Origin of the sequence: Undibacterium sp. 14-3-2 (genome assembly GCF_016595265.1) — a bacterium.
Lineage (GTDB): Bacteria > Pseudomonadota > Gammaproteobacteria > Burkholderiales > Burkholderiaceae_D > Undibacterium > Undibacterium aquatile.
Map to the genome: position 1 here is coordinate 532,736 of NZ_JAENGS010000002.1, position 24,975 is coordinate 557,710.

Consider the following 24,975-nt stretch of genomic DNA (forward strand, 5'->3'; position numbering starts at 1 on the left):
CCCGCTGAATAACGGGGATTTTTTTTCGTTCATCAACTGCTACGATTACTCTACCGCTTTCACCATATCTTCAATGACCTTTTTAGCGTCACCGAACACCATCATGGTCTTGTCCATGTAGAACAATTCATTGTCCAAACCAGCATAGCCGGACGCCATAGAGCGTTTATTCACGATGATGGTTTTTGCTTTGTAGGCCTCAAGAATTGGCATACCTGCGATCGGCGATTTTGGATCTTTTGCTGCAGGATTGACGACGTCGTTAGCACCGAGTACCAGCACGACGTCTGCCTGACCAAATTCGCTATTGATATCTTCCATCTCAAACACCTGGTCGTATGGTACTTCCGCTTCTGCCAGCAGCACATTCATGTGTCCAGGCATACGCCCTGCTACAGGATGAATTGCATATTTTACGGTAATGCCTTTGTGCGTCAGTTTCTCAGTCAACTCTTTCAGCGCATGCTGAGCGCGTGCCACGGCAAGACCGTAGCCTGGAACAATAATGACTGTTTCCGCATTTCCCAACAAAAACGCAACGTCGTCAGCGGAACCGGATTTCACGTTCCGTTGTGCCTGCCCACCGGCAGCAGCCTCGGCGGGCGCGCCACCAAAACCACCAAGAATCACATTAAAGAAGGAGCGGTTCATTGCCTTACACATGATGTAAGAAAGAATCGCACCAGATGAGCCAACTAATGAACCGGCGATAATCAGCATAGAGTTATTGAGGGAAAAACCGATACCTGCAGCAGCCCAGCCTGAGTAACTATTCAGCATGGAAACCACGACTGGCATGTCGGCACCGCCGATAGGAATGATGATCAGCACACCCAATACAAATGCGATCAGCGCCATCAGGACAAACGGTATCCATGCTGGTTCTGTACCAGGCGCAAAACAGAAGATCAGACCAAGCCCGACCATCGTGATCGCCAGGATCAGATTCAAAAAGTGTTGCCCTGTAAAGCTGACAGGTGCGCCCTGAAACAAGCGGAACTTATATTTACCCGACAATTTACCAAACGCAATCACGGAACCCGAGAACGTGATCGCACCAACAAACGTACCGATAAATAACTCAAGACGATTACCGAAAGGAATCGCAACATCACGTGTCGTGATGTTGAAAATCCATGGTTCTGCAACGACCGCCACGGCAATACATACTGCCGCTAAACCGATCAGTGAATGCATTGCTGCAACCAGCTCCGGCATCTTGGTCATTTCGACCCGTTTTGCCAATGTAGCGCCAATGCCGCCACCGACAATCACCCCCAGTGCGACGAGACCATAACCTAAGCCACCACCTGCTGCTTCGGTTTTCAGCTTAACGATCAAGGCAATGGTCGTAGCGACAGCGACGGCCATTCCCATCATGCCGAAAGCGTTACCACGTCTAGCCGTCGATGGATGCGACAAACCTTTTAACGCTTGAATAAAACAAACAGATGCAATCAGATAGAGCATCGTGACCAGATTCATGCTCATTATTTGCTCTCCTTGCTGGCGTTGGTCGGCGTTGCCTTAGGTTCTTTTTTCTTAAACATTTCCAGCATTCTCTGGGTAACCAGAAATCCGCCGAACACGTTCACAGCAGCCAGCGCCACCGCAACGGTTCCCATCACCTGTGCCAGCAAACCTTCAGTCAGTCCTGCTGCCAGCATGGCGCCAACAATGATGATGGCAGAAATCGCATTTGTCACGGCCATTAATGGTGTGTGCAATGCGGGAGTAACCGTCCACACCACGTGATAACCGACATAAATTGCCAGTACAAAAATGATGAGGTTAGTTAGGGTATGACTTACTTCCATGATGTCCTCTCTGTAGTATGGATTAAGACATGCAAAAGCAGACGATACTGTCGCGAGGAGCAACCAGTCTGAAAATTTTACAGATTCAGTCCAGATGCTGCCTCGCCAATATTGCCTCAATACTCTTTCAGACTGGTGATCTGGTTTTTTGCGTTCACAAATACCACATTCGGTTTGTGATTACGCGCTTCCTCTTCCGTCATCGGCGCGTATGTGCAGATAATCATCAAATCACCCAGTTGCACCTTGCGGGCTGCAGCGCCATTCAGGGAAATCTCGCCACTTCCACGTTTACCTTTGATGGCATAGGTGGAAAAGCGCTCACCATTATTGACGTTATACAGCTCAATCTGTTCGTTCTCGATGATATTCGCGGCGTCGAGCAGATCTTCATCAATTCCACAGGAACCTTCGTAGTGGAGATCGCACTGGGTCACAGATGCGCGATGAATTTTGGCGCGGAGCATATTTCTTTGCATGGTATTTCTACTTTCTATTGCTTGTTACAAAAAACTTAAAATCTGTTTTATTTCTTCAGTACCTCACCGCCCGCACAAACCAGAGTTGCTGCAACGATTTCATCTTCACGATTAATCGCCAGTCCGGCATCTTTGTCGATAATTAATTTTAGAAAATCCAACACGTTGCGCGCATACAAGGCGGACGCATCTGCCGCAACCAGGGTCGCCAGATTCGGTTCGCCGATAATGTGTACACCATATTTAGTGACTGTTTTGTTCAATTCAGACAAAGGACAATTACCACCTTGCTCCACCGCCATGTCGACGATGACCGATCCTGGTTTCATCGCTTTGACAGTTTCTTCCGAAATCAAAACCGGTGCTTTCCGTCCCGGGATCAGTGCGGTCGTAATGATAATGTCTGCCTGCTTGGCTCGTTCATGAACCAGTGCCGCCTGACGCGCCATCCAGGCGGCTGGCATAGGACGCGCATAACCACCAACGCCCTTGGCAATTTCCCGCTCTTCATCTGTCTCATACGGTACATCAATGAATTTTGCACCAAGCGATTCGACCTGCTCTTTAACGGGCGGTCTGACGTCGGATGCTTCAATCACTGCGCCCAGACGCTTCGCCGTCGCAATTGCCTGCAAACCGGCAACACCGACGCCCATGATTAAAACGCGAGCCGCTTTTACCGTTCCGGCTGCAGTCATCAGCATAGGCATGAAGCGTTGATAAGTATTCGCAGCCAACATCACTGCTTTATAACCAGCAATGTTTGCCTGAGAAGACAGCACGTCGAGTGACTGCGCACGGGTAATGCGCGGTGCAGCTTCCAGAGCGAATGCATTCAGACCGTGTGCGGCCATCACTGCAATATTTTCAGTATCGAAAGGATTCAGCATGCCCACTAACGTTGTACCGGACTTGATCAAAGTCCGTTCGTCAGCATCCGGGGCACGCACTTTCAGCACCAGTTCAGCGCCAAATGCGTCGGCAGCAGAACCAATTTGAGCTCCTGCTGCTTGATAAGCTTCATCAGTGATACTCGAGGCCACGCCAGCACCAGACTGCACAATCACCTGATGTTTTGCAGCTACGTACTTCTTAATGGTTTCCGGAGTTGCCGCAACACGCGTCTCTCCGGGCCGAGTCTCGGCGGGGATGCCGATTTTCATAGATTTGCTCCCTGACTAAGTAAATAAAATCTTTTTATGCTTATCGCAAACGTGCAAGCGATTACATGCTTGCTGTAACTGACTTCGGTCCGTTCAGAACATGAATACCGATCTGATCCAAACAGTGCTGTCCGGCGATGGCAGGTACCGGATTCAATCTAACAACAGCCTCAAAACAGCAGCAAGTATCTGATGCAAAAATCAACAATGCTTACCAGATTCTTACATTTAATAATAGGCAACGATATTACACGCAAAATGTTTTTTAGAACAACCGTTCGTTTTTGTGGCTTTCTACTATTTTCCCTTTCACCACAAATATGTTATGCGAGACAAGCGCCACCAATTTCCCCTGTTTTATTCCGTAAGCGCGACGGATTATAAAAAAATAGTCCGCTAGAGATACTTCGGGCAACCCGCAAGTATATCGACAGACGACACAAACGCCCGTGGCAAAGTAAAATGTCGGACTTATTGAGAAAAGCTATGTCAACTATCTGGAAACCATCCGTCACAGTCGCCGCCATCATTGAACGTAACAAACGCTTTTTAATGGTGGAAGAAGAAACAAACGAAGGCATTCGCATTAACCAGCCAGCTGGCCACCTGGACCCGAATGAATCACTTGAACAAGCGGTGATACGGGAAACGCTGGAAGAAACAGCACACGACTTCACACCCACGGCGCTGATCGGTACATATCTATCACGCTACACATCTCCTAAAACCGGAGAAGACGTCACTTATTTACGCTTTGCGTTCACGGGAGAAGTCGGGCAACAACATGATCGTGCTCTGGATACCGGCATTCTGCGATCCATGTGGATGAGTTACAACGAAATACTGAATGCAGAACATCTCCATCGCAGTCCGCTGGTGTTGCAATGTATCGATGATTATTTACGAGGAAAGCGTGCTCCGCTGTCCTTACTGTTTACACACCCGAGCGTATTATGAGTAAAAAACGAGTAGTGATAGGTATGTCTGGTGGCGTTGATTCATCTGTATCTGCATGGCTTCTAAAAGAACAAGGCTATGAAGTCATCGGTCTTTTTATGAAAAACTGGGAAGATGACGATGACTCAGAGTATTGCTCCACCCGTGAAGACTGGATAGATGCAGTCAGCGTCGCCGATGTCGTTGGCGTCGATATAGAAGCAGTCAATTTTGCCAGTGAATATAAAGATCGCGTGTTTGCTGAATTCTTACGCGAATATCAGGCCGGACGCACACCAAACCCAGATGTGTTGTGCAATGCTGAAATCAAATTTAAAGCATTTCTGGACCATGCAATGAAACTGGGGGCCGACTACATCGCAACTGGCCACTATGCACGTGTGCGGGAAGTCAATGGCGAATTTCAGTTATTGAAAGCCATGGATGCCAGCAAAGATCAAAGCTATTTTTTGCACAGGTTAAATCAAAAGCAGCTCGCCAATACCTTATTTCCTTTAGGTGAAATTCATAAAACTGAAGTCCGGAAAATTGCCGAACAATTGCAATTACCAAATGCAAAAAAGAAAGACTCGACCGGGATTTGCTTTATCGGCGAACGTCCTTTCCGTGAATTTCTGAATCGTTATCTGTCTTATAAACCGGGAGCGATTAAAACTCCTGAAGGTGAAACAATAGGACAACACGTCGGTTTGAGTTTTTATACCTTAGGACAACGCAAAGGCATAGGCATCGGCGGCATCAAGTCTCATCAAAATGCCGATGGCAGCAGCGATGCGTGGTATGTCGCAAGAAAAGATGTGGCAGAAAATACGCTGTATGCAGTGCAAGGTCATGATCATCCCTGGCTGCTGTCTTCTGCACTCGACGCAACGCAGGTAAGCTGGGTCGCAGGCAGAGTTCCTGAAGTCGGTCAGTTATCAGCAAAAACACGCTATCGCCAACCCGACGTCAGTTGTAATTTCTCCGGAGATAATGAGCAATTCCATCTGCATTTCGATCAGGCACAATGGGCGGTTACGCCGGGGCAATCTGCCGTTTTGTATGATGGTGACATCTGTCTCGGCGGAGGTATTATTCATTCTGCAAGCGCAGAAAAATGAATTTTGCGGAACTGAAAATTTGCGACAAAAAACAATGAATGACCGGTTCCGGCAAGATTAATCTAAATTTTATTTAAAATTTTCTTCGTTAAATTGAATAATCACGATTATTTGATACGTTTTGTCGCTTTACAATTCAATTTAATGAAATTACATTTACATTTTTCTCACACTGGAAACGCCAGCAAATCATGAATCATCCTGATACGCAAGTCCTGGGCGGCACCGTCAATGCGCGGATAGGCAAGGTGTATATGAGCCTGTCTAAAGCACATAAAAAAGCTGCGGATTATGTACTGTCGAATGTATTTCGGTCGGCGACGATGTCAATCGACGAGCTTGCGAATGCGGTTGGTATTTCCGTTGCAACGGCCAACCGGTTTGCCCGCGCACTGGGATTTGACGGATACCCGCAATTCCGTGCTGAACTTGTATGCGGCTTTGAGGCCATGCTCGCCCCGATTGACAACCTGCGTAGCGAAGTCCAACGACCAGCAACCAGCACCGAAATTATTGCGGGTTCTCTCAACGAAGATCTGGCCAATCTGGAAGCCACCCGTCGCGGTCTTGATCCTGCACTATGTAATCAGGCCGTCAAAATGATCCTGAATGCCGAGCGCATTTACATCATTGGTTACGGTGCCAGCGCCTTTCTGGCAGGGCTGATGGCGCACAGTCTTGATCCATTCTGCAATACAGTGCAATCGACCATCGGCACCGGCGGCCCGTCCACGGTAGCCCGGCAATTGTTCAAATACACTTCGCGTGACCTGGTGATCGGCATTTCTTTTCCACGCTATGCAGAAGATGCTGTGACCATTTTGCGGCAACTGAATGAGAAAAAAGTACCGGTACTGGCACTCACTGATGCGCCAAGCTCACCACTGGCTGCCCTGGCAAATATCACTCTGTATGCGCAGACCCGACGCCATTTTTCACCAAACTCTGAAGGTGCCGCACTCTGCCTGATAGAGGCGATATGCAGCGCCGTCGCACATCAGGCAAAAGCACCGGTACATGCCGCGTCAGAAATGACAAAGTTTGTAATGCCATGGCTATACCAAGAGTCAAATACAGGCGTGCGTAAATCATCGCCAGATCTGACTGTGATCGATGCAGATCGACCGGCATAAATAACGTTTCTGTCCATTCGAGACCTTATAAAAAAACCTCAAAGCAAATTTTGCCTTGAGGTTTTTTTACAGATGAAGATGAAGCTGAAAATCAGGATCGGATAATGTAGTCAAACGCAGCCAGTGAGGCCTTAGCACCTTCGCCAACAGCAATCACAATTTGCTTGTATGGCACAGTGGTCACATCGCCGGCGGCAAAAACGCCAGCTAAAGAAGTTTGCCCACGCGCATCGATTTCAATTTCGCCGTGACGGGATAATGTCAGACTGCCTTTCAGCCATTCAGTATTTGGCACCAGACCAATCTGAACGAAAATACCTTCGAGTTCAACATTTTTCAACTCGCCACTGACAAGATCTTTGTAGCTCAGCGCATTCACCTTCTGCCCATCACCATGCACTTCCGTGGTCTGCGCCTGAGTAATCACCGTCACGTTGGTCAGGCTACGCAATTTACGCTGTAATACTTCGTCGGCACGTAATTCTGCGCCAAATTCCAGCAAAGTGACGTGACTGACGATGCCTGCCAGGTCAATTGCTGCTTCAACTCCGGAATTGCCGCCACCGATGACGGCGACACGTTTTCCTTTAAATAAAGGACCATCGCAGTGCGGACAGTAAGCAACGCCATGATTACGGTATTCACGTTCGCCGGGAACATTAATTTCACGCCAACGTGCACCGGTCGCTAAAATGACCGCTTTGGCTTTCAGCGTTGCACCACTGGCCAACTGAATTTCATTGACACCGTCTTTTTGCGTGAGCTTCTCAGCTCGCTGCAAATTCATAATATCGACATCATAAGTCTTCACGTGCTGTTCCAGTGCCGCCGCAAACTTTGGCCCTTCTGTCTCGGTAACGGAAATAAAATTCTCAATCGACATCGTGTCGAGAACCTGACCGCCAAACCGTTCAGCCACCACACCAGTACGGATTCCTTTACGGGCAGCATAGATCGCCGCTGCCGCACCTGCCGGGCCACCACCGACGATCAGTACGTCATAGGGTGCTTTCGCGTCCAATTTTTCAGCAGCACGTTGCACAGAACCGGTATCGAGTTTCGCCAGAATCTCTTCGATGGACATACGTCCCTGACCGAATACCTGACCATTCAGATAGACGGTTGGCACAGCCATAATCTGACGTTGTTCAACTTCAGCCTGAAACAAAGCGCCATCGATCGTGACAGATTTCACTCGCGGGTTCAGCACGGCCATCAGATTCAGCGACTGCACAACTTCCGGACAATTCTGGCAAGTCAGAGAAATATAGGTCTCAAAACGAAAATCACCATCGAGATTTTTGATCTGCTCAATCACATCTGCGTCAACTTTAGGCGGATGACCGCCTGCCTGCAGTAAAGCAAGCACCAGAGATGTGAACTCGTGCCCCATCGGAATACCGGCGAAACGCAGGTTAATGTCATGCCCTTGTGAAGTAATCGCAAATGACGGCTTACGCTCATTATCATCAGTATTTTCAGACAGGCTGATTTTGTCGGACAACTCAGCAATTTCACGCAGCAAGGCTTGCATTTCTTTTGCCTTCTCGCTGTCATCAAGCGAGGCCAGCAACTGAATAGGACGTGTCAGTTTTTCGAGGTATGCTTTTAATTGCGTTTTGAGAGTCGTGTCTAACATGATGCCTTCTTTCTGATACTGTTGAATTCATCTTCCCGGCATCAATCACCGGGAAGATGCGAAATACTAATTAGATCTTGCCAACCAGATCCAGGGATGGAGTCAATGTTTCCGCGCCTGGTGTCCATTTCGCTGGGCAAACTTCACCTGGGTGATTTGCAACGTATTGTGCGGCCTGAACTTTACGCAGCAATTCTTTCGCGTCGCGGCCAATACCGTTGTCGTGTACTTCCATAACTTTGATTTCGCCCGCTGGGTTCACAACGAATGTACCGCGCAGTGCCAGACCTTCTTCTTCGATCAGCACTTCAAAATTGCGGGAAATCGCCAGTGTTGGATCACCCAGCATTGGGTAAGTGATTTTGCCGATAGTGTCAGAAGTGTCGTGCCACGCTTTGTGGGTGAAATGTGTATCTGTAGAAACGCTGTAGATTTCAACGCCCAGTTTTTTGAATTCTTCGTAGTGATCCGCCAGATCGCCTAATTCCGTTGGACAAACAAAAGTAAAGTCTGCTGGATAAAATACAAAAACAGACCATTTGCCAGCCAGATCTTCGCTGGAAACCGGAACAAATTTGCCATTGTGGTAAGCGGTAGTTTTAAATGGCTTTACAGTAGTATTAATCAGTGACATGGTAATTTCCTTTGTTGTTGAAACAGGTGTTAAGTGATGAGTTCAAATGATAAAACGTTTTTTCATATTTAAATAGCTAATTAATTTTATTGAAATCATTAATTTTAGCTATCGAAACTAGTATACCGTAATATTCTTAAATAGATATGTCATGTACTCACGTGAGCAGATCGCAGAATCAAAACGGTCAATCTTCGTCATATACGCATCCTCACAGAAACGGATGTGTCACCTCAGTTGTCGCCATCACAGTCAACAACGTTGCTCCTTGAGATCCAATGATCAACTATGTGAGAGCGAAATAATAATTTCTATGTCGAATCTACAAAGCATTCGATTTCTTATTGTGCAACGTTATAATTCCCGACCACCTCATCACAAGGAATATCTATCGTGTCAGACCGACTTGCCGTTCTTCCTCAATACCTTTTACCTAAACGGGCTCTGACCGTATTTGCCGGAAAAATTGCGAATGCCAAGGCAGGCAAGCTGACCACTCACCTGATCGAATGGTTTGTGGACAAATATCAGGTCGACATGAGTGAGGCAGCCAATCCGGATATCGCCAGTTACACCAGCTTTAACGAATTCTTTACGCGACCACTGAAGAGCGGTATCAGACCATTGGCAAACAGCGATTTGATTTGTCCTGTTGATGGTGCAATCAGTCAATTCGGCCCGATTGCCAAAGGACAGATTTTTCAGGCGAAAGGACATGATTATTCAGCGACGGCATTGCTTGGCGGAGATAGCAAGGCTGCCGCCCAGTTTCACGATGGCAGTTTCGCGACCATTTATCTGAGCCCGCGCGATTATCACCGCATACACATGCCTTGCGATGGAAAGCTGACCCGCATGATTTACGTGCCGGGTGATTTATTCTCCGTCAATCCAACAACTGCCCGCGGTGTTCCAGGCTTATTTGCGCGAAATGAACGCGTTGTCTGCTTTTTTGAATCTGCTGCAGGTCCATTTGTATTAACCCTCGTCGGAGCGACGATCGTTGGCAGCATGGCCACAGTCTGGCATGGCATTGTGAATCCGCCGCGCACTAAAAATATCGTCGAATGGGACTACAGCAAAGACAACATCGTCCTGAAAAAGGGCGAAGAAATGGGGCGCTTCATGCTAGGTTCGACGGTGGTATTACTTTTCCCTCATAACACGCTGGCATTTAATTCCTCATGGACTGCAGCAAAGCCCGTACGCATGGGAGAAGCCATGGGAAGTCGTTCGTAAGGCTGATGCACATCCACTCACCAAACAAAGCCTGCAATTCGATATTGCAGGCTTTTTTTATTGCGCGAACGCAAGCAATTACATTCAGAGACATCTGCATACTAAAAAATTCTTGCCAATCTCATTTATTTGCATAATAATCTAAATAAGAATTGTTCTCACTTAGATTTATAGGAAAGCAAAATGGCTGAATTTAATACGCAACAGATGTTCGTCTCAGACACGTCGGCAAAGGCGCAACTTCAGCCTGTCGCACGCAAAGTGGTTCCTCGATTAAGCAGCAGGGATCTGATGCAGTCCTCCAGAGAACTCGAAATTGATCACGAAGGACGCATTTATCGCCTGCGGATAACACAGTTAAACAAATTGATTCTGACAGCCTAAGCCGTCATTGATTTCACAGGTAGCCAGCCAATCAGGGTTCAGCCAGTCCGATCCGGTTTCTCACTGAGGAAAACACTATGTCGATTCACTATGAAATGCATTCTGAGTTATCAACGCCGCCATCAAAAGCATCGACGCCGGAAATATTGGTTTCCGCTGTTCTCCATCTGATGTCGCATTACACCGTGAACTCAGTCAATGCAGAAGGCGAAGCTGCCTGCGTCAAATTGGCATCCGTGATTGAAAAACATCTGCAAGCCTTGTCTGAATTACCTGAATTAGCACCGGTGTTGCGGGCAACCTGTCAGCAATTATCGGAACAATGGGCAACATTGGTTGATCGCAATTTATGTCAGCCAAGGAAGCCAAAACGCTTTTCCTGGCTGATGTGAAAAGCGTGTAGTTATTAAAGTAAAGAAAAGAGCGAGGGAGCTATGATTGTTTGTGTTTGCAACAATGTCTCTGAAAAAAAGATTCATCACGCAGTCGATACCGGGATGAGCACCATGTCTGATTTACGTGCTCATCTGAATGTCGGTACTTGCTGCGGCAAATGTGCTGGCTGCGCGCGACAAGTGCTGCGCGAATGCATCGCCAAGAAAGAATCGAGAGAACATGAAGTGCAGTTATTTTTACATAAACTGGGCTTTCAGAATAACGAGATACCAGCATGAATACACACTTCTACCCTACGTATAGCAATGAAGAAAAAGCGCTGAGCCGCTCACGCATTTTGTCGTTTTCGGTCATAGTCCTTGCGCATCTGGGTCTGGCATACGCGCTACAACATGGCCTGATTTCTAAAGTGACCCAATTGCTGCCACGTGAAGTTGTCATGACCTTAATACAGCCGGAAACGCCTGTACCAGAACAAACAAAACCGCAAATTGTTCAGAGCAAAAAAACGCTCACTCCGGTTACGACAGAAGTAATGCCACCTAAAACTCCCATCGTCACTCCGAATAACGTCCCGATTGAACAGGCGATTGTTGCAGCGGCAACTGAAGCACCGGTTGCCAGTGCAAAAACGGAAGTAACGACGCAGGCACTGACCGGGACACCTTCCCCGACGCCAATCAAAACTGTCAGCGCAGTTGAATACATACGCGCACCAAAAGCAGAATATCCGCGCGTATCCAGACGCATGGGCGAAGAAGGTAAAGTAACCTTACGAGTATTAGTCAATGAGAAAGGATATGCTGAAAAGGTCGACATTCAGAAATCATCCGGTTTCCAACGTCTGGACGAAGCGGCGCGTCATGCCTTGATGCAAGCCATATTCAAGCCCTATCTCGAAGATGGAAGGGCTCTGGCAATGATTGCAACTGCGACCATTAATTTTTCTCTGGACGTATAACCAGATTTAACAATCGATTTTTTTATTTCGATTGAGCAGTAAGTTGTTATGATAGGAGCACTTCACTCTTCACCACTCTCGAAAGGATTCATGATGAAAGGCGATGCGAAAGTCATCAAGCTGCTCAATGCGCAACTGACCAATGAATTAAGCGCGATTAACCAGTATTTTTTACATGCACGCATGTACAAACACTGGGGACTGGAAAAAATTGCGAAGAAAGAGTACGAAGAGTCTATCGGCGAAATGAAACATGCTGACAAGCTGATCGACCGCATACTGATGCTTGGCGGCTTGCCGAATCTTCAGGCGCTGCATAAGCTGATGATAGGCGAAGACACACCTGAGATGCTGGCGTGCGATCTGAAGCTGGAGCAGGCCGCGCAAAAGACTGTAAAAGAAGGTATTGCCGTATCAGAAAGTTGTGCTGATTATGTTTCCCGTGACTTATTTCAAATGATCCTGGAAGATACGGAAGAACATATAGACTGGCTGGAAACGCAGATAGAATTGATCGAAAAAATTGGCGTTCAAAATTATTTGCAGTCGCAACTCAGCAGCGAAGAATAAACAAAAAGGATGATGCTCACCACATCATCCTTTTTTTCCATCTTTCTTTTTGAAATTACTGCGGCACCGTGTCTTTAAAAGACTGGCGTTCCGATAATTTATCAAACAATTTTGCGAGGTTAGGATAATCATCGCGCCATGAGATTTCCGGGAAGCGGAAACTGAGCCAGCCCAACAGGCAGGCAACGCTGATGTCAGCTAAGGTTAAACGACTGCCAGAGCAAAAAGGCATGTCGCCCAGCCCCAAAGAAATCGCTTTTAAACCAGCATTGACCTTATTCATCTGGCGATTGATCCAGTCTTCACTTTGTTGTTCTTGTGGACGCAATGTTTTTTCCAGTCGCACCAGAATTGCGGCGTCCAGAATGCCATCTGCCAAGGCTTCCCAGCATTTCACTTCAGCCCGTTCACGTCCCAGCGAGGGAATCAAGCGGCCAACCGGTGTCAAGGTATCGAGATATTCAACAATGACGCGTGAGTCAAACATCGCACCGCCGTCTTCCATTAGCAGACAGGGAACTTTGCCTAAAGGGTTAGACTCCTGAATCGTCGTATCTTCTGCCCACACATTTTCTAGTAAAAAGGCGTAATCCAATTTTTTTTCCGCCATCACAACGCGGACTTTTCTTACGTAAGGACTGGTAGTGGAGCCAATGAGTTTCATAGTTTTTGCATGGTTAATTAAGTCGGGATTATAACGGTTAAGCACATTATTTCCACCTGCCCCGACAAGCGATCTGGCTTTACACAAGGGAGCGATACCCGGTTACAAGCCGCCTCACAATGGTAAAATCTCGTATTCAGTGCAAAAATCTTCGATAGTCTGTAATTTATCTCAGGTTTCGTTACTCACCGGCAAATTTCACATAATTTGTAAAATCGTTGTTTTTTGCGTAAGCATTTTCTATTGACCTCCAAATATATCTCCATCATGCCCCTCTCTTCACTCTCAGCCCTCTCCCCTCTTGATGGCCGCTACGCAGTTAAAGTTGATGCTTTGCGCACAACCCTGTCCGAAGCTGGTTTTATGCATCACCGTGTCAAAGTTGAAGTTTCGTGGCTGCTGGCTTTAGCAGAAGCAGGCTTCGATGAAATCAAACCTTTCTCTGACGATGCCAAGGCATTACTGAACAAACTGGTCGCTGAATTTTCAGAAGCCGACGCGCAACGCATCAAAGACATTGAAGCGGTCACAAATCACGACGTCAAAGCGGTCGAATACTGGTTGAAAGAAAAAGTGGCCGGATCGGCAGAACTCGTTGCTGCGAGTGAATTCATACACTTTGCCTGCACTTCCGAAGACATCAACAATACATCGCACGGCATGATGCTGAAAACCGCACGTGACAGCGTGATGGTGCCAGCACTGCAAAAAGTGATTGCCCGCCTGACAGAACTGGCACACACGAATGCGGACGTGCCTATGTTATCGCGCACACATGGCCAACCTGCCAGCCCGACCACACTCGGCAAAGAAATGGCGAATGTCGTGGCTCGTTTGCAGCGTGCGATCAAACGTATCGAACAAGTTGAAATTCTCGGAAAAATGAATGGCGCAGTCGGTAACTACAATGCGCATTTATCTGCCTACCCTGCGTACGACTGGGAAAATTTTTCGAAAAACGTGATCGAGCAACGTCTGGGTCTGACTTATAACCCATACACGATACAAATTGAGCCGCATGATTACATGGCTGAAATGTTTGATGCTTTCGCGCGTGCCAATACCGTTTTGCTGGATCTGAACCGCGATATCTGGGGTTACATTTCGGTCGGCTATTTCAAACAAAAAACCAAAGCTGGTGAAATCGGTTCTTCCACTATGCCGCACAAAGTGAACCCTATCGATTTTGAAAACTCCGAAGGCAATCTGGGTCTGGCAAATGCACTGCTGCGTCATCTGTCTGAAAAATTACCGGTGTCCCGCTGGCAGCGTGATCTGACCGACTCAACTGTATTGCGCAATATCGGCGTGGCCTTTGGTTACACCCTGCTGGCCTACGATAGTTGCCTGCGTGGGTTAAACAAACTGGAAACTAATCCCGAACGCCTGGCCGCCGATCTGGACGCGACATGGGAAGTGCTGGCAGAACCTGTGCAAACCGTGATGCGCCGTTACGGCATTGAAAATCCATACGAACAGCTCAAAGAACTGACACGCGGCAAAGGGATTTCTAAAGAAGCGCTGCGTGAATTCGTGTTGACTCTGGCGATTCCTCAGGACGCCAAAGACTTGTTGCTGGCGATGACACCAGCGAACTATATTGGTATCGCAGCAAAATTAGCAAAAGCGATCTAAGCAATTAGATCTTTCTGCATTCCGACAAAAACTGGCGTATCAGCTTTGCTCTGATACGCCAGTTTTTTCTTTTCTCAGCGCGTCACGATGCTCACCGGAATTTGCACTAGCTGTTTCCGTATCACTTCATAACAGATAACAGTTCTATATTGCGCTATCCTGTTTTTGATGCGCCTCTGCACACTTTCATTTTTTTTGCTATATTAGTCCTAATGCGAACTAATTTTCAATTTTAAAAGGAATCCCCGATGGCAAACAATGAGCGTTACTCCGCAGTTTCAGTCGCACTGCACTGGCTGATCGCTTTGCTGATCATTGCGGCATTTTCATTGGGCTGGGTGATGACGGACATGAAAATCAGTCCGACGAAATTGCAATATTATTCTTACCACAAGTGGATAGGTGTTACGGTATTGGCCTTAGTTGCGCTGCGCTTGCTGAACCGCTTGCTAAGTAAAGCGCCAGACTATCCTGCACACATGAGCGTGTGGCAGCAGAAAGCCGCCAGCTATACGCATGTGCTGTTGTACTTACTGATGTTTGCGGTGCCATTGTCGGGCTATTTTTACACTTGTGCTGCTGGTTACCCTGTCGTGTATCTGGGCTTGTTTGAATTACCAAGTGTCATCGCACCCAATCCGGAAATCAAACATAGTCTGAAAGAGCTGCATGAAATACTGACTTACGGCATGGCGGTTTTAGTGCTCATGCATATCGCTGCTGCATTAAAGCATCAATTCATTGATAAAGACGGTCTGCTGCGTCGCATGATGCCAGGCAAATAATTTCTTACAGAAAGTATCCTATGAAACTCTCAAAGTTATCCAATAAATTCATCGTTTCCGCGATCACACTGGCAGTCGCCATTCCTGCGCTGGCAGCCATCGCAAAACTCGATAATGCCAAGAGCAATGTTGCTATCGTCTTTAAACAAATGAATGTGCCGGTCGATGCTAAATTTAAAAAATTCAGCGCCAATATCGATTACAACGCAGCAAAACCAGAAACATCCAAAGCGAGTGTTGAGATCGAACTCGCCAGCTTTGATCTGGGCGATCCTGAATACAATAAAGAAGTCTTGAAAAAAGAATGGTTTAACGCCGCACAATTCCCGAAAGCCAGCTTCGTTGCCACCACAATGAAGGCCAGTGGCCCGGGCAAACTCGACGTTAACGGCACACTCACCATCAAAGGCAAAAGCAGCAACGTCAGTTTTCCACTCAGCGTGAAGCAAGATGGTAAAAATCAGATTTTTGATGGCAGCCTGCCGATCAAACGTCTGGCATTTAACATCGGTGAAGGTGAGTGGAAAGATACCAGCATGGTCGCTGACGAAGTTGTCATCAAGTTTCATGTAGTCACCACGCAGTAAACCAGCAACTCAGTTTGTAAGCTATCACGTCAAAAAATCATCGGTCTCACACTTTGACCATTTAATCAGGAGCAATTATGAAATTCAGCAAATTAATCATCGCCGCTTTGGCTATCAGCGCCGCACCAGCATTCGCACAAACGTACAATATCGAACCTGGCCACACCTACCCAAGTTTTGAAGCCGATCACATGGGCATTTCCGTATGGCGTGGTAAGTTCAATAAAACCAGCGGTAAAGTAGTTCTTGATCGTGCGGCAAAAATAGGTACTGTCGATATCACTATCGATGCATCCTCTATCGATTTCGGTCATGAAAAAATGAACGAACACGCAAAATCAAAAGACATTTTCAACGTCGCTCAATTCCCGACTGCGACCTACAAAGGTACTTCGATCAAATTTGAAGGCGACACTCCAGTAGCAGTTGAAGGTAACTTCACATTGCTGGGCGTAACGAAACCGCTGACATTGAAAATCAATAAATTCAAATGCATCCAGCATCCTATGCTCAAGAGAGAAGTATGTGGCGCAGATGCCAGTGCAGAATTCAAACGCACTGACTTTGGCCTGAACTACGGTATGGCGTATGGTTTTGCACCAGAAGTTAAACTGGCAATTCAGGTTGAAGCAGTAAAAGCTGACTAAGTGGATTAATTCTCCAGGCACTATGTTTTACATCGTGCTTGGCAGCTGAATGACCAGGCCGATCCTTTGATCGGCCTTCTATTTTGAGTTTCTAATTGAGTGTTAAATATGGGTAAACGATTTCTCCGCAGCATACGTATGCTGGCCGAATGCATGCAATTATTTGAGCAGATATCCACTGCCAAAGTCCGGCAATTCGGATTGACGCACTCCCAGTTTGACATCATCGCTACCCTGGGAAATACGCAGGGTATGACATGTAAAGAACTCGGTGAAAAAACCCTGATTACCAAAGGCACGCTGACCGGTGTACTCGACCGGCTGGAGCAGAAAAAACTGATTTCCCGCGAGCGGGGCTGCAATGACCGCCGCCAGTTTTTTGTGAAGCTGACGCCACTGGGTGAAGCCAGCTTTGATGAAGTTTTTCCACATGTGGTCGCAGAAGGCGACAAACATTTTTCTGATTATTCAGAAGCCGATTATCAGGCGTTGGAAGATGCGCTGGAAAAACTCAAACAGCATTTCAGTACCGAAAAATAATATATATACTCCCCCCAGTATATAAAAAGACCTAATGTTTCTGCAGACATTAGGCCTTTTTCATTAAAATGATGGGGGAGTATCTGTATTTTCCGGTTTTACAGATGATCTCCGACGATAGGGCCTTTGCCACTGAAGCGATCCAGCGCCAGATAAATCACAGGTGTAATGAACAGCGTAATCGCCTGTGAAAAAATCAGACCACCGACCACCGCGAGCCCCAACGGCTGACGCAGTTCGGCACCAGCACCCAAGCCCAGCGCGATTGGTAAAGCACCGACCAGCGCTGCCAGTGTCGTCATCATAATCGGACGGAAACGCTGAATACAGGCTTCCCGTATAGCCTCTGCCGGCGTCATGTTCTGATGCCTTTGTGCATCCAGCGCGAAATCGATCATCATGATCGCATTCTTTTTCACGATACCGATCAGCAGCAAAATACCGATGGTTGCGATCAGCGTCAGGTCTTCGCCGAACCATTTCAGTGTCAGCAAAGCGCCTACCGCAGCCGATGGCAAGCCAGCGAGAATCGTAATCGGATGGATGAAGCTTTCATACAATACGCCGAGCAAAACATAAATCACCAGCAGCGCCGCAACGATCAACACAACTTGTCCGGATTGCGAATTTTTAAACACCGCCGCATCACCGCCATAGCTGGTGATGATGGAGGTCGGTAATTTAATCTCTTCCCGGTATTTTTCAATACGATTGGTTGCCTCACCCAATGCGGTATCCGGTGCCAGATTGAACGAGACCGTCACCGCCTGTAACTGCCCCACGTGATTGATCGAGGTCGGGCCGACCGTACGTTTGACGGTTGCCACGCTCGACAGCGGCACCAGTGTTCCGGTATTGCTGCGGACATAAATACCGTTGATCGCGCTTTCATCTTTTTTGGCATCCGGCGCGACTTCCATGATGATCTGATAGCTATCAACATTCGTATACATCGTCGATACCTGACGTTCACCAAAAGCGCTGTACAAAGCAGAACGTATGCTGTCCATGCCGACGCCCAGCGTGTTCGCGCGATCGCGATCGATCTCAAGTGATGCCTGCAAGCCTTTCAGTTGCGAATCCGTGGTCACATCTTTGAAGCCAGGATCAGCGCGCAGTTTTTCCTGCAGCTTATTGGCCCAGCTATTGAGCTCGCCCGCCTCCACACTTTGCAAAATATACTGGTACTGACTTTTACTTGGACGACCACCGAGCTGCAAGTTTTGCGTTGGTCGCAGGAAGACATTGATACCAGGAACCGCCGCTAGTTTTTTACGCAAACCATCGACCACTTCTTTCATGGGTTTGCGCTGATCGCGTGGTTTGAGGTTGATGAACATACGACCCGTATTTTGCGAGCCGCTGCCGCCATTAAACGAGGTTGCAGTCAGTACGCTAGGGTCATCACGAATAATTTTGGCGACCTGATCCTGCAATGCCACCATTGCCGGGAATGAGGTATCTTCCGCTGCTTCGGTAGAAACGTTGATCTGGCCGATATCCTCTTGCGGGAAAAACCCTTTAGGAATCACGTTAAACAGATATGCCGTTGCCGCGAAAGTCGCCAACGCAATCAACAGCACGATCTTCCGGTGCCGCAACGCCAGATCAAGTCCGTTTGTATAAACACGCAGCGACGCATTAAAGCCGCACTCAAACGTATTGAGCATTGCAGCCACCAGTCGCGAAGGTGCTTTCAGTTCATGTTCACTTTTCAGGAAACGACTCGCCAGCATCGGCACCAGTGTCAGAGAAACAAAGGCAGATGCCAGAATCGCCAGACTGACAATCACCGCAAACTCATGGAACAACTGACCGATGACGCCGGGCATGAAGAAGATAGGAATGAAAACCGCTACCAGCGAAGTCGAGATGGAAATAATCGTAAAACCAACTTCGCGCGAGCCTTTCAACGCCGCCTTAAACGGCTCTTCACCGTTTTCAACGTGACGCATGATGTTTTCCAGCATCACGATCGCATCATCCACCACCAGCCCGACTGCTAAGGTCAGACCGAGCAAAGACACGTTATCCAGCGTATAGCCAAAACCCCATAACAGACTGATCGCGCCAACCAGAGAAACCGGCAACGATAAAGTAGGAATGATGGTCGCGACCATGCGGCGCAAGAACAGAAAAATGACGATCACCACTAAAAATATCGTCAGCAGCAAAGTCAGGTTTACATCATGCAATGCATCGCGGATAGAGATGGAGCGATCATTGACCAGATTCAGTTTGACTGAGGCTGGCAATTGCGCCTGAAAACCCGGTAAAGCGGATTTAATCGAATCAACCACCTTCACCGTATTTGCATCAGACTGACGCTGAATCGCTAAAGTGATGGAACTTTCGCCATTGAAATTGGCAGAAGTTTTCACCTGCTCATAACTATCTTCAACGACTGCAACATCACGCAGACGAACCACTTGTCCACCTTTGTTGCTGACCACCAGATTCGCAAATTCTGCCGCACTCTGCAATTGCTTATTGGCTTGCAGTGTCAACGTCTGCTTATCACCATCCAGCGTACCGACTGGTGTATTGGCATTCGATGTTTTAATACTGCTCGCCAGTTCATCCAACGTCAGATTACGTGCTGACAAGGCATCCGGCATCACTCGTATGCGCACCGCATAACGTTTGATACCAAAAATATTCACTTGCGCGACGCCTTCCAGCGTCGACAAACTAGGTGAAATCAGATGCTCAGCGTAACTGGTCAGCTCGGCCAGACTCAGCGAAGGCGAAGTCAGGGCAATGAACAATACCGGCGCATCAGCAGGATTGACCTTGCGATACGAAGGCGGCGACGTCATATCGATAGGCAAGGAACGTTGCGCACGCAGCAAAGCTGCCTGCACATCGACCGCTGCTGCATCGATATTGCGATTCTGATCGAATTCCAGCGTCAGGGAAGTATTCCCTATCGTATTGCTGGAACTGATAATCGATAAACCTGGGATGGTGGCGAACTGCTTTTCGAGTGGCAACGCAACCGAAGTCGCCATCGTTTCAGGACTCGCACCGGGAAGGTTCGCATTCACGCTGATCACCGGTGTGTCATAGCTCGGTAAAGCGGCAATCGGGATATAGCGATAGGCCAGAATACCTGCAACGACAATCGACAGATTCAGCAACACCGTCATCACCGGACGGCGGATGAACAACTCAGATAAATTCATGATGCGCTCGCTGCGGATGCCGATGACGCGGCAGAGGGCTTCTCAGAAGTTTTCGCTGCAGCACCTGATTTTTCACCTTTGCCCGACTTCTCTCCTTCTTTTGCGTCAGCGCCGCGCTCTTTCACTAGCGCGCCAGGACGTAAATTCTGTTTACCTTCCAGCACCACTTTTGCGCCAGCCTCAATCCCAGACACGACCGCATCGGTACCAAAACTTTGCGTCACAACGACAGGCTTCAACTCAGCTTTCGATTCGGCATTCACAATATAGACGGACTTGCCACGCGCACCGACAACGACTGCATCCTGCGGCACAACCACCGCATCTTTCAGCGTCTGCACACTCATTTCCAGATTCACATACGCGCCCGGCCACAGTTTCATTTCCTTGTTATCAAACACGGCTTTCACTTTGACGGTACCGGAAGCAGCATCCACGACGTTATCGACGAACTGCAACTTGCCTTTAAATTTGCTGACGCCATCCGGCAAACTCGCCGTGACGTAACTATCCTGACCCTGCATACTTTGTAGCGCGTCCGGCAAATTACGTTGCGGCAGCGGGAAAGTCACGGCAATCGGATTCATCTGTGTAATCGTCACCATTGCTGTCGCTGTTGCGCTGGGCTGAACCAAAGACCCCGGAAAAACGCTGATGATACCGGTGCGTCCTGCCGATGGAGCAACAATACGGTTATAGCTCAGCGCAACGCGGGCAGCAGCAACAGCAGCCTTATCAGAAGCAACGACGGCCTGTTGCGCATCAACCAGGGTCTGACTCGAATCGAGCGCACTCTGTGCCACGAATTTTTTCGCCAGTAATTCTTTACTACGAGCCAATTGCCGCTGATTGTCGGCCAGCGTCGCCAGATCCTTATCGAGTTGCGCCTGTGCTTTCGCCAGATTCACTTCATCCGTGCGGCTGTCGAGTGTGAAAAGCAAATCACCTGCGCGCACAAACTGCCCTTCTTTGATATGCACCTTCGCCACGGTACTGGTGACCTGTGGCCGGATATCCACTGTATTCAATGCTGACACCACACCGTTCGCCGCGATACGCACCGGGTAATCCCGCTTTTGGGCAACGATGGTAGAGACACTCACAGGACGGCTCTGAGCATCATTTTTGGCTCCGCTTGTTTTACCCGCAGCTAAAGGATCGGCTTTATTTTTTTGAGACGGCGCAACAAAATAATAGGTGCCGCCCGCGAGTGCGGCAATCACCGCAACGATAGTAAAATTTTTCAATTGGCTCATGTTATTTTTATCCTTTGCAGACGCAGTAAGACTGATGCGCAACAAGAAAGTTCTACGTAATTATTTAAAAATAGGCTGAGCTGACGTCAGATCATTCAATTTAATGGCAATAACAGGTTTCAGCTAATTATCTTGCAACACCATTTCGCCGCATGGAAAACAGATCAGAACAACGACAACACTAAGTGTTTTTTACAAAATACCTGCCTGCGGCAAATCCTAACAAAAAAAAAGCCAGCTAGAGTGCTGGCTTTGATTTTAGATACCTATCGTTACATCATAACGACGAATATAAGCGTGTTTTAAACAACGGCACCGTCGGTATCGTCTTTTTCCTTAACTGGTTTCACCAGATCTTCACGTTTAACACCCAACCACATCGCGATGGCAGCAGCAACGAAGACAGAAGAATAAATACCGAAGCAGATACCAATCGTCAGCGCCACAGCGAAATAATGCAAAGTCGGGCCGCCAATCAACAACATCGATAACACCATCATTTGCGTACATCCATGAGTGATGATGGTACGCGAGATGGTGCTGGTGATCGCATGATTGATCACCTCTGTCACTGACATTTTTCGCTGAGTGCGGAAATTTTCACGAATACGATCGAAAATAATCACGGACTCATTCACCGAATAACCCAGCACCGCCAATACCGCCGCCAGCACAGAGAGGTTGAATTCCCACTGAAAGAATGCAAAGAAGCCGAGAATAATCACCACGTCATGCAAGTTTGCAAGAATCGCCGCGACCGCAAATTTCCATTCAAAGCGTATCGCCAGATAAGCAACCACCCCCAGCACCACGAATAACAGCGCCATCAGACCATCATGTGCCAGTTCGTCGCCGACCTGCGCACCGACCTGCTCTACGCGTTGTTGTTTCACTTCAGAGTCTTTTGCCTGCAGTGCTTTCATGACCTTCTCAGCCTGATCTGCCGCTGTCACACCTTTTGCCAATGGCAAACGGATCACGACATCCTGTGCCTTACCAAAGGTCTGCACCGGTGCATCAACATAACCAAGGCTTTCAACGGTACGGCGTATGCCATCAACGTCAGCGGCTTTTGGATACGTGACTTCCATCACTGTACCGCCGGTAAATTCGACAGAGAAATGCAAGCCTTTGTGCAGCAGGAAAAATACGGCGGCGACAAAAGTCAGTGCAGAGATGACATTGAAAATCAGCGCATGGCGCATGAAAGGAATGTCTTTTTTAATGCGGAATAATTCCATAATGAATTCCTGAATTCTTATCTGGGCAATCGGTTATTTGGCTGCATCATCGGTTGGCTTCCAGATCTGACCGATAGAAAGCGAAGTCAGTTTTTTCTGACGACCGTACCAGAGATTCACCACGCCACGCGACACAAAAACGGAAGAGAAAATCGACGTCAGAATACCGAGGCAGTGAACCACCGCAAAACCACGGATCGCACCTGAACCGAAGATCAACAAGGCAAGACCCACAATCAGTGTCGTCACGTTGGAATCAAGAATCGTTGCCCAGGCGTGGCCGAAGCCTTCTTCAATCGCCTTTTGCGGTGACCTGCCAGCGCGCAACTCTTCGCGGATACGTTCGTTAATCAGCACGTTCGAGTCAATCGCCATACCAAGTGCCAGCGCAATCGCAGCGATACCAGGCAAAGTCAGTGTCGCTTGCAGCAAGGACAACAAGGCGACCAGTAACAACAGGTTGACGGACAATGCCAGCACACTGAAGAAACCGAACAGCATGTAGTAGATGACCATAAATATTGAGATCGCAGCGAAACCGTATAAGGTTGAATTGCGCCCCTGCTTAATGTTTTCGACACCAAGTTGTGGGCCTATCGTGCGTTCTTCGATAATTTCCATCGGTGCTGCCAGCGAACCAGCGCGCAGCAACAAGGCCAGATCGGCAGACGCAGCAGCAGTGCCCATGCCAGTAATCTGGAAGCGTGAGCCCAGCTCATCGTTAATGGTTGGCGCGATCAGGACTTCGCCTTTGCCTTTTTCAAACAAGACAATCGCCATACGCTTACCGATGCGGCTACGGGTTGCCTCGCGCATCTTACGACCACCATCGCCGTTCAGGTCAACACCGACGGCTGGCTGCTGGTTGTGATCAAAACTAGCGGTCGCACCAGTAATGTAATCACCAGTCACCACCGGGTCTTTGGTCAGGATCAGCAACTCGCCACCACGATTGCCTTTGAACATTTCAGAGCCATACGGCACTGGCGTATTCGCGTCGACCGGGCCAATCACACTGTCATCCAGCAAGCGCACTTCCAGCGTTGCTGTACGTCCGATGATTTCTTTCGCCCGCGCCACGTCCTGCACACCAGGCAACTGCACGACGATGCGATCAGGGCCTTGTTGTTGAATAATCGGCTCAGCAACACCGAGTTCATTCACACGTTTCGACAAAGCAGTAATGTTTTGTTTCACGCCTTCGGTCACTACGGCTTGCAAGGCTTCAGGCTTCAGGCTGATAGTGACATTGAATTCAGTATTGTCTGCACTGGCAACGTCAGTCAGATTCACATCTGTCATTTGGGATGCTAATACCGCTTTCGCTGCGGAACGGGTTTCAGCATCACGGAACTTCACCGAGATGTTGTCGCCATCGCGGCTGATGCCCGCATGACGGATATCTTTTTCACGCAATACTGAACGCACACTTGATTGCAGCCCCTGCACGCGCTTCGTCAAGACCGCCTTGGTATCCACCTGCATCAGGAAATGCACGCCACCGCGCAAATCCAGACCGAGGTACATCGGCAGCGCGTTCAGACTTTGCAGCCACTTCGGTGTGTTCGGCAACAGATTGAAAGCGACTGTATACGTCGGATCTGTTGCGTCAGGATTCAGTGTTTTTTCGAGTATGTCTTTCGCTTTAAATTGCGTATCGGTATCAGCGAAGCGTGCGCGCACAGATCCCTGCATACCGTTAAAGTCATAGAAAACGCCGTTATCTTTCAGGCCGGATTGCTGCAAGGCTTTTTCGACACGCGCCTTCATGCTTTCGTCAATTTTGACAGTCGATTTCGCGCTGCTGATTTGTACCGCCGGAGACTCACCAAAAAAATTTGGCGCGGTGTACAGCACACCGAATACCAGCGCAATCACAATCAACAGATACTTCCAGAGTGGGTAGCGATTCATAATAAAAATAGAAATGGAAGCTGAAAAGCACAACGCAGCCCGGATATGG

At 48.1% G+C, this 24,975-nt stretch carries 25 protein-coding genes; 14 read left to right on the forward strand and 11 right to left on the reverse strand.

From position 1 onward, the window contains the following. Window positions 1-45 precede the first annotated feature (45 nt). The 4 genes from Undi14_RS06850 to Undi14_RS06865 form a co-directional block, all read right to left on the reverse strand. Complete coding sequence (locus Undi14_RS06850) at window positions 46-1,491, reverse strand: NAD(P)(+) transhydrogenase (Re/Si-specific) subunit beta (protein ID WP_186882921.1); 1,446 nt, start codon at window positions 1,489-1,491, stop codon at window positions 46-48. Continuing rightward, complete coding sequence (locus Undi14_RS06855; protein ID WP_186882920.1) at window positions 1,491-1,817, reverse strand: NAD(P) transhydrogenase subunit alpha; 327 nt, start codon at window positions 1,815-1,817, stop codon at window positions 1,491-1,493. The genes Undi14_RS06850 and Undi14_RS06855 overlap by 1 nt, the downstream gene beginning before the upstream one ends. Window positions 1,818-1,933: 116 nt before the next feature. Further along, complete coding sequence (gene panD, locus Undi14_RS06860; RefSeq protein WP_190479114.1) at window positions 1,934-2,296, reverse strand: aspartate 1-decarboxylase; 363 nt, start codon at window positions 2,294-2,296, stop codon at window positions 1,934-1,936. A gap of 47 nt (window positions 2,297-2,343) precedes the next feature. Then, window positions 2,344-3,459 carry a Re/Si-specific NAD(P)(+) transhydrogenase subunit alpha gene (locus tag Undi14_RS06865; protein WP_190479112.1) on the reverse strand — a complete coding sequence of 372 codons (1,116 nt, stop codon included), beginning with the start codon at window positions 3,457-3,459 and terminating at the stop codon, window positions 2,344-2,346. A gap of 486 nt (window positions 3,460-3,945) precedes the next feature. On the opposite strand from Undi14_RS06865, the gene Undi14_RS06870 reads away from it, so the two are divergent. The 3 genes from Undi14_RS06870 (at window position 3,946) to Undi14_RS06880 (ending at window position 6,649) form a co-directional block, all read left to right on the forward strand. After that, on the forward strand, window positions 3,946-4,416 hold the full coding sequence (locus Undi14_RS06870; protein ID WP_186882917.1) for an NUDIX hydrolase: 471 nt from the start codon (window positions 3,946-3,948) through the stop codon (window positions 4,414-4,416). Then, window positions 4,413-5,516 (forward strand): tRNA 2-thiouridine(34) synthase MnmA, encoded by a 1,104-nt coding sequence (gene mnmA, locus Undi14_RS06875; RefSeq protein ID WP_200178907.1) that lies wholly within the window; start codon window positions 4,413-4,415, stop codon window positions 5,514-5,516. Before Undi14_RS06870 ends, mnmA begins: the two co-directional genes overlap by 4 nt. A 191-nt stretch (window positions 5,517-5,707) precedes the next feature. Then, window positions 5,708-6,649, forward strand: coding sequence for a MurR/RpiR family transcriptional regulator (locus Undi14_RS06880; protein WP_186882915.1), 942 nt, complete (start codon window positions 5,708-5,710; stop codon window positions 6,647-6,649). Between the two features lie 91 nt (window positions 6,650-6,740). On the opposite strand, the gene ahpF is transcribed toward Undi14_RS06880, so the two are convergent. Further along, window positions 6,741-8,288, reverse strand: coding sequence for an alkyl hydroperoxide reductase subunit F (gene ahpF / locus Undi14_RS06885; RefSeq protein ID WP_200178909.1), 1,548 nt, complete (start codon window positions 8,286-8,288; stop codon window positions 6,741-6,743). A gap of 70 nt (window positions 8,289-8,358) precedes the next feature. Further along, on the reverse strand, window positions 8,359-8,922 hold the full coding sequence (gene ahpC / locus Undi14_RS06890) for an alkyl hydroperoxide reductase subunit C (protein WP_186882913.1): 564 nt from the start codon (window positions 8,920-8,922) through the stop codon (window positions 8,359-8,361). 393 nt (window positions 8,923-9,315) lie between these two features. On the opposite strand from ahpC, the gene asd reads away from it, so the two are divergent. From asd to bfr, 6 genes are all read left to right on the forward strand, one after another. Beyond that, a complete protein-coding gene (asd, locus tag Undi14_RS06895) occupies window positions 9,316-10,161 on the forward strand; it encodes an archaetidylserine decarboxylase (RefSeq protein ID WP_200178911.1) in 846 nt (281 codons plus the stop codon). Window positions 10,162-10,344: 183 nt separating this feature from the next. Beyond that, a complete protein-coding gene (gene hemP, locus Undi14_RS06900; protein WP_234030459.1) occupies window positions 10,345-10,545 on the forward strand; it encodes a hemin uptake protein HemP in 201 nt (66 codons plus the stop codon). Between the two features lie 77 nt (window positions 10,546-10,622). Continuing rightward, window positions 10,623-10,937, forward strand: coding sequence for a hypothetical protein (locus tag Undi14_RS06905; protein ID WP_255422768.1), 315 nt, complete (start codon window positions 10,623-10,625; stop codon window positions 10,935-10,937). 42 nt (window positions 10,938-10,979) lie between these two features. Continuing rightward, window positions 10,980-11,219 carry a bacterioferritin-associated ferredoxin gene (locus Undi14_RS06910; RefSeq protein ID WP_186882911.1) on the forward strand — a complete coding sequence of 80 codons (240 nt, stop codon included), beginning with the start codon at window positions 10,980-10,982 and terminating at the stop codon, window positions 11,217-11,219. Then, window positions 11,216-11,902, forward strand: a complete 687-nt coding sequence (locus Undi14_RS06915) for an energy transducer TonB (RefSeq protein WP_200178913.1) — start codon at window positions 11,216-11,218, stop codon at window positions 11,900-11,902. The genes Undi14_RS06910 and Undi14_RS06915 overlap by 4 nt, the downstream gene beginning before the upstream one ends. A 93-nt stretch (window positions 11,903-11,995) precedes the next feature. Beyond that, complete coding sequence (gene bfr, locus Undi14_RS06920; protein ID WP_186897165.1) at window positions 11,996-12,472, forward strand: bacterioferritin; 477 nt, start codon at window positions 11,996-11,998, stop codon at window positions 12,470-12,472. A gap of 55 nt (window positions 12,473-12,527) precedes the next feature. On the opposite strand, the gene Undi14_RS06925 is transcribed toward bfr, so the two are convergent. Further along, entirely contained in the window at window positions 12,528-13,136 is a 609-nt protein-coding gene (locus tag Undi14_RS06925) for a glutathione S-transferase N-terminal domain-containing protein (RefSeq protein WP_190479099.1), read from the reverse strand. A 267-nt stretch (window positions 13,137-13,403) separates the two neighbouring features. On the opposite strand from Undi14_RS06925, the gene purB reads away from it, so the two are divergent. From purB to Undi14_RS06950, 5 genes are all read left to right on the forward strand, one after another. After that, window positions 13,404-14,771, forward strand: a complete 1,368-nt coding sequence (purB, locus tag Undi14_RS06930; protein WP_200179272.1) for an adenylosuccinate lyase — start codon at window positions 13,404-13,406, stop codon at window positions 14,769-14,771. Between the two features lie 248 nt (window positions 14,772-15,019). Further along, window positions 15,020-15,556: a cytochrome b gene (locus tag Undi14_RS06935; RefSeq protein ID WP_200178915.1), complete on the forward strand. Its 537-nt coding sequence runs from the start codon at window positions 15,020-15,022 to the stop codon at window positions 15,554-15,556. Window positions 15,557-15,576: 20 nt separating this feature from the next. Continuing rightward, on the forward strand, window positions 15,577-16,143 hold the full coding sequence (locus Undi14_RS06940) for a YceI family protein (RefSeq protein WP_200178917.1): 567 nt from the start codon (window positions 15,577-15,579) through the stop codon (window positions 16,141-16,143). Window positions 16,144-16,220: 77 nt separating this feature from the next. Further along, a complete protein-coding gene (locus tag Undi14_RS06945) occupies window positions 16,221-16,790 on the forward strand; it encodes a YceI family protein (protein WP_200178919.1) in 570 nt (189 codons plus the stop codon). Between the two features lie 108 nt (window positions 16,791-16,898). Further along, the gene (locus tag Undi14_RS06950; protein WP_200178921.1) at window positions 16,899-17,330 is read left to right on the forward strand and encodes a MarR family winged helix-turn-helix transcriptional regulator; all 432 of its coding nucleotides are present in this window, start codon (window positions 16,899-16,901) and stop codon (window positions 17,328-17,330) included. A 98-nt stretch (window positions 17,331-17,428) separates the two neighbouring features. Here the strand turns inward: Undi14_RS06950 and Undi14_RS06955 are convergent, their stop codons facing one another. From Undi14_RS06955 to secD, 4 genes are all read right to left on the reverse strand, one after another. Further along, complete coding sequence (locus Undi14_RS06955; RefSeq protein ID WP_200178923.1) at window positions 17,429-20,515, reverse strand: efflux RND transporter permease subunit; 3,087 nt, start codon at window positions 20,513-20,515, stop codon at window positions 17,429-17,431. Then, complete coding sequence (locus tag Undi14_RS06960; RefSeq protein ID WP_200178925.1) at window positions 20,512-21,771, reverse strand: efflux RND transporter periplasmic adaptor subunit; 1,260 nt, start codon at window positions 21,769-21,771, stop codon at window positions 20,512-20,514. Before Undi14_RS06960 ends, Undi14_RS06955 begins: the two co-directional genes overlap by 4 nt. A 302-nt stretch (window positions 21,772-22,073) precedes the next feature. Next, window positions 22,074-23,012 carry a protein translocase subunit SecF gene (gene secF / locus Undi14_RS06965; RefSeq protein WP_200178927.1) on the reverse strand — a complete coding sequence of 313 codons (939 nt, stop codon included), beginning with the start codon at window positions 23,010-23,012 and terminating at the stop codon, window positions 22,074-22,076. 33 nt (window positions 23,013-23,045) lie between these two features. After that, complete coding sequence (gene secD, locus Undi14_RS06970) at window positions 23,046-24,926, reverse strand: protein translocase subunit SecD (RefSeq protein ID WP_190479086.1); 1,881 nt, start codon at window positions 24,924-24,926, stop codon at window positions 23,046-23,048. Window positions 24,927-24,975: the final 49 nt, after the last annotated feature.

Coding starts and splice junctions, on each gene's coding strand:
- Undi14_RS06850 (WP_186882921.1), bottom strand. CDS start 1,491: ATGAGCATGAATCTGGTCACGATGCTCTATCTGATTGCATCTGTTTGT.
- Undi14_RS06855 (WP_186882920.1), bottom strand. CDS start 1,817: ATGGAAGTAAGTCATACCCTAACTAACCTCATCATTTTTGTACTGGCA.
- panD (WP_190479114.1), bottom strand. CDS start 2,296: ATGCAAAGAAATATGCTCCGCGCCAAAATTCATCGCGCATCTGTGACC.
- Undi14_RS06865 (WP_190479112.1), bottom strand. CDS start 3,459: ATGAAAATCGGCATCCCCGCCGAGACTCGGCCCGGAGAGACGCGTGTT.
- Undi14_RS06870 (WP_186882917.1), top strand. CDS start 3,946: ATGTCAACTATCTGGAAACCATCCGTCACAGTCGCCGCCATCATTGAA.
- mnmA (WP_200178907.1), top strand. CDS start 4,413: ATGAGTAAAAAACGAGTAGTGATAGGTATGTCTGGTGGCGTTGATTCA.
- Undi14_RS06880 (WP_186882915.1), top strand. CDS start 5,708: ATGAATCATCCTGATACGCAAGTCCTGGGCGGCACCGTCAATGCGCGG.
- ahpF (WP_200178909.1), bottom strand. CDS start 8,288: ATGTTAGACACGACTCTCAAAACGCAATTAAAAGCATACCTCGAAAAA.
- ahpC (WP_186882913.1), bottom strand. CDS start 8,922: ATGTCACTGATTAATACTACTGTAAAGCCATTTAAAACTACCGCTTAC.
- hemP (WP_234030459.1), top strand. CDS start 10,345: ATGGCTGAATTTAATACGCAACAGATGTTCGTCTCAGACACGTCGGCA.
- Undi14_RS06905 (WP_255422768.1), top strand. CDS start 10,623: ATGTCGATTCACTATGAAATGCATTCTGAGTTATCAACGCCGCCATCA.
- Undi14_RS06910 (WP_186882911.1), top strand. CDS start 10,980: ATGATTGTTTGTGTTTGCAACAATGTCTCTGAAAAAAAGATTCATCAC.
- Undi14_RS06915 (WP_200178913.1), top strand. CDS start 11,216: ATGAATACACACTTCTACCCTACGTATAGCAATGAAGAAAAAGCGCTG.
- bfr (WP_186897165.1), top strand. CDS start 11,996: ATGAAAGGCGATGCGAAAGTCATCAAGCTGCTCAATGCGCAACTGACC.
- Undi14_RS06925 (WP_190479099.1), bottom strand. CDS start 13,136: ATGAAACTCATTGGCTCCACTACCAGTCCTTACGTAAGAAAAGTCCGC.
- purB (WP_200179272.1), top strand. CDS start 13,404: ATGCCCCTCTCTTCACTCTCAGCCCTCTCCCCTCTTGATGGCCGCTAC.
- Undi14_RS06935 (WP_200178915.1), top strand. CDS start 15,020: ATGGCAAACAATGAGCGTTACTCCGCAGTTTCAGTCGCACTGCACTGG.
- Undi14_RS06940 (WP_200178917.1), top strand. CDS start 15,577: ATGAAACTCTCAAAGTTATCCAATAAATTCATCGTTTCCGCGATCACA.
- Undi14_RS06945 (WP_200178919.1), top strand. CDS start 16,221: ATGAAATTCAGCAAATTAATCATCGCCGCTTTGGCTATCAGCGCCGCA.
- Undi14_RS06950 (WP_200178921.1), top strand. CDS start 16,899: ATGGGTAAACGATTTCTCCGCAGCATACGTATGCTGGCCGAATGCATG.
- Undi14_RS06955 (WP_200178923.1), bottom strand. CDS start 20,515: ATGAATTTATCTGAGTTGTTCATCCGCCGTCCGGTGATGACGGTGTTG.
- Undi14_RS06960 (WP_200178925.1), bottom strand. CDS start 21,771: ATGAGCCAATTGAAAAATTTTACTATCGTTGCGGTGATTGCCGCACTC.
- secF (WP_200178927.1), bottom strand. CDS start 23,012: ATGGAATTATTCCGCATTAAAAAAGACATTCCTTTCATGCGCCATGCG.
- secD (WP_190479086.1), bottom strand. CDS start 24,926: ATGAATCGCTACCCACTCTGGAAGTATCTGTTGATTGTGATTGCGCTG.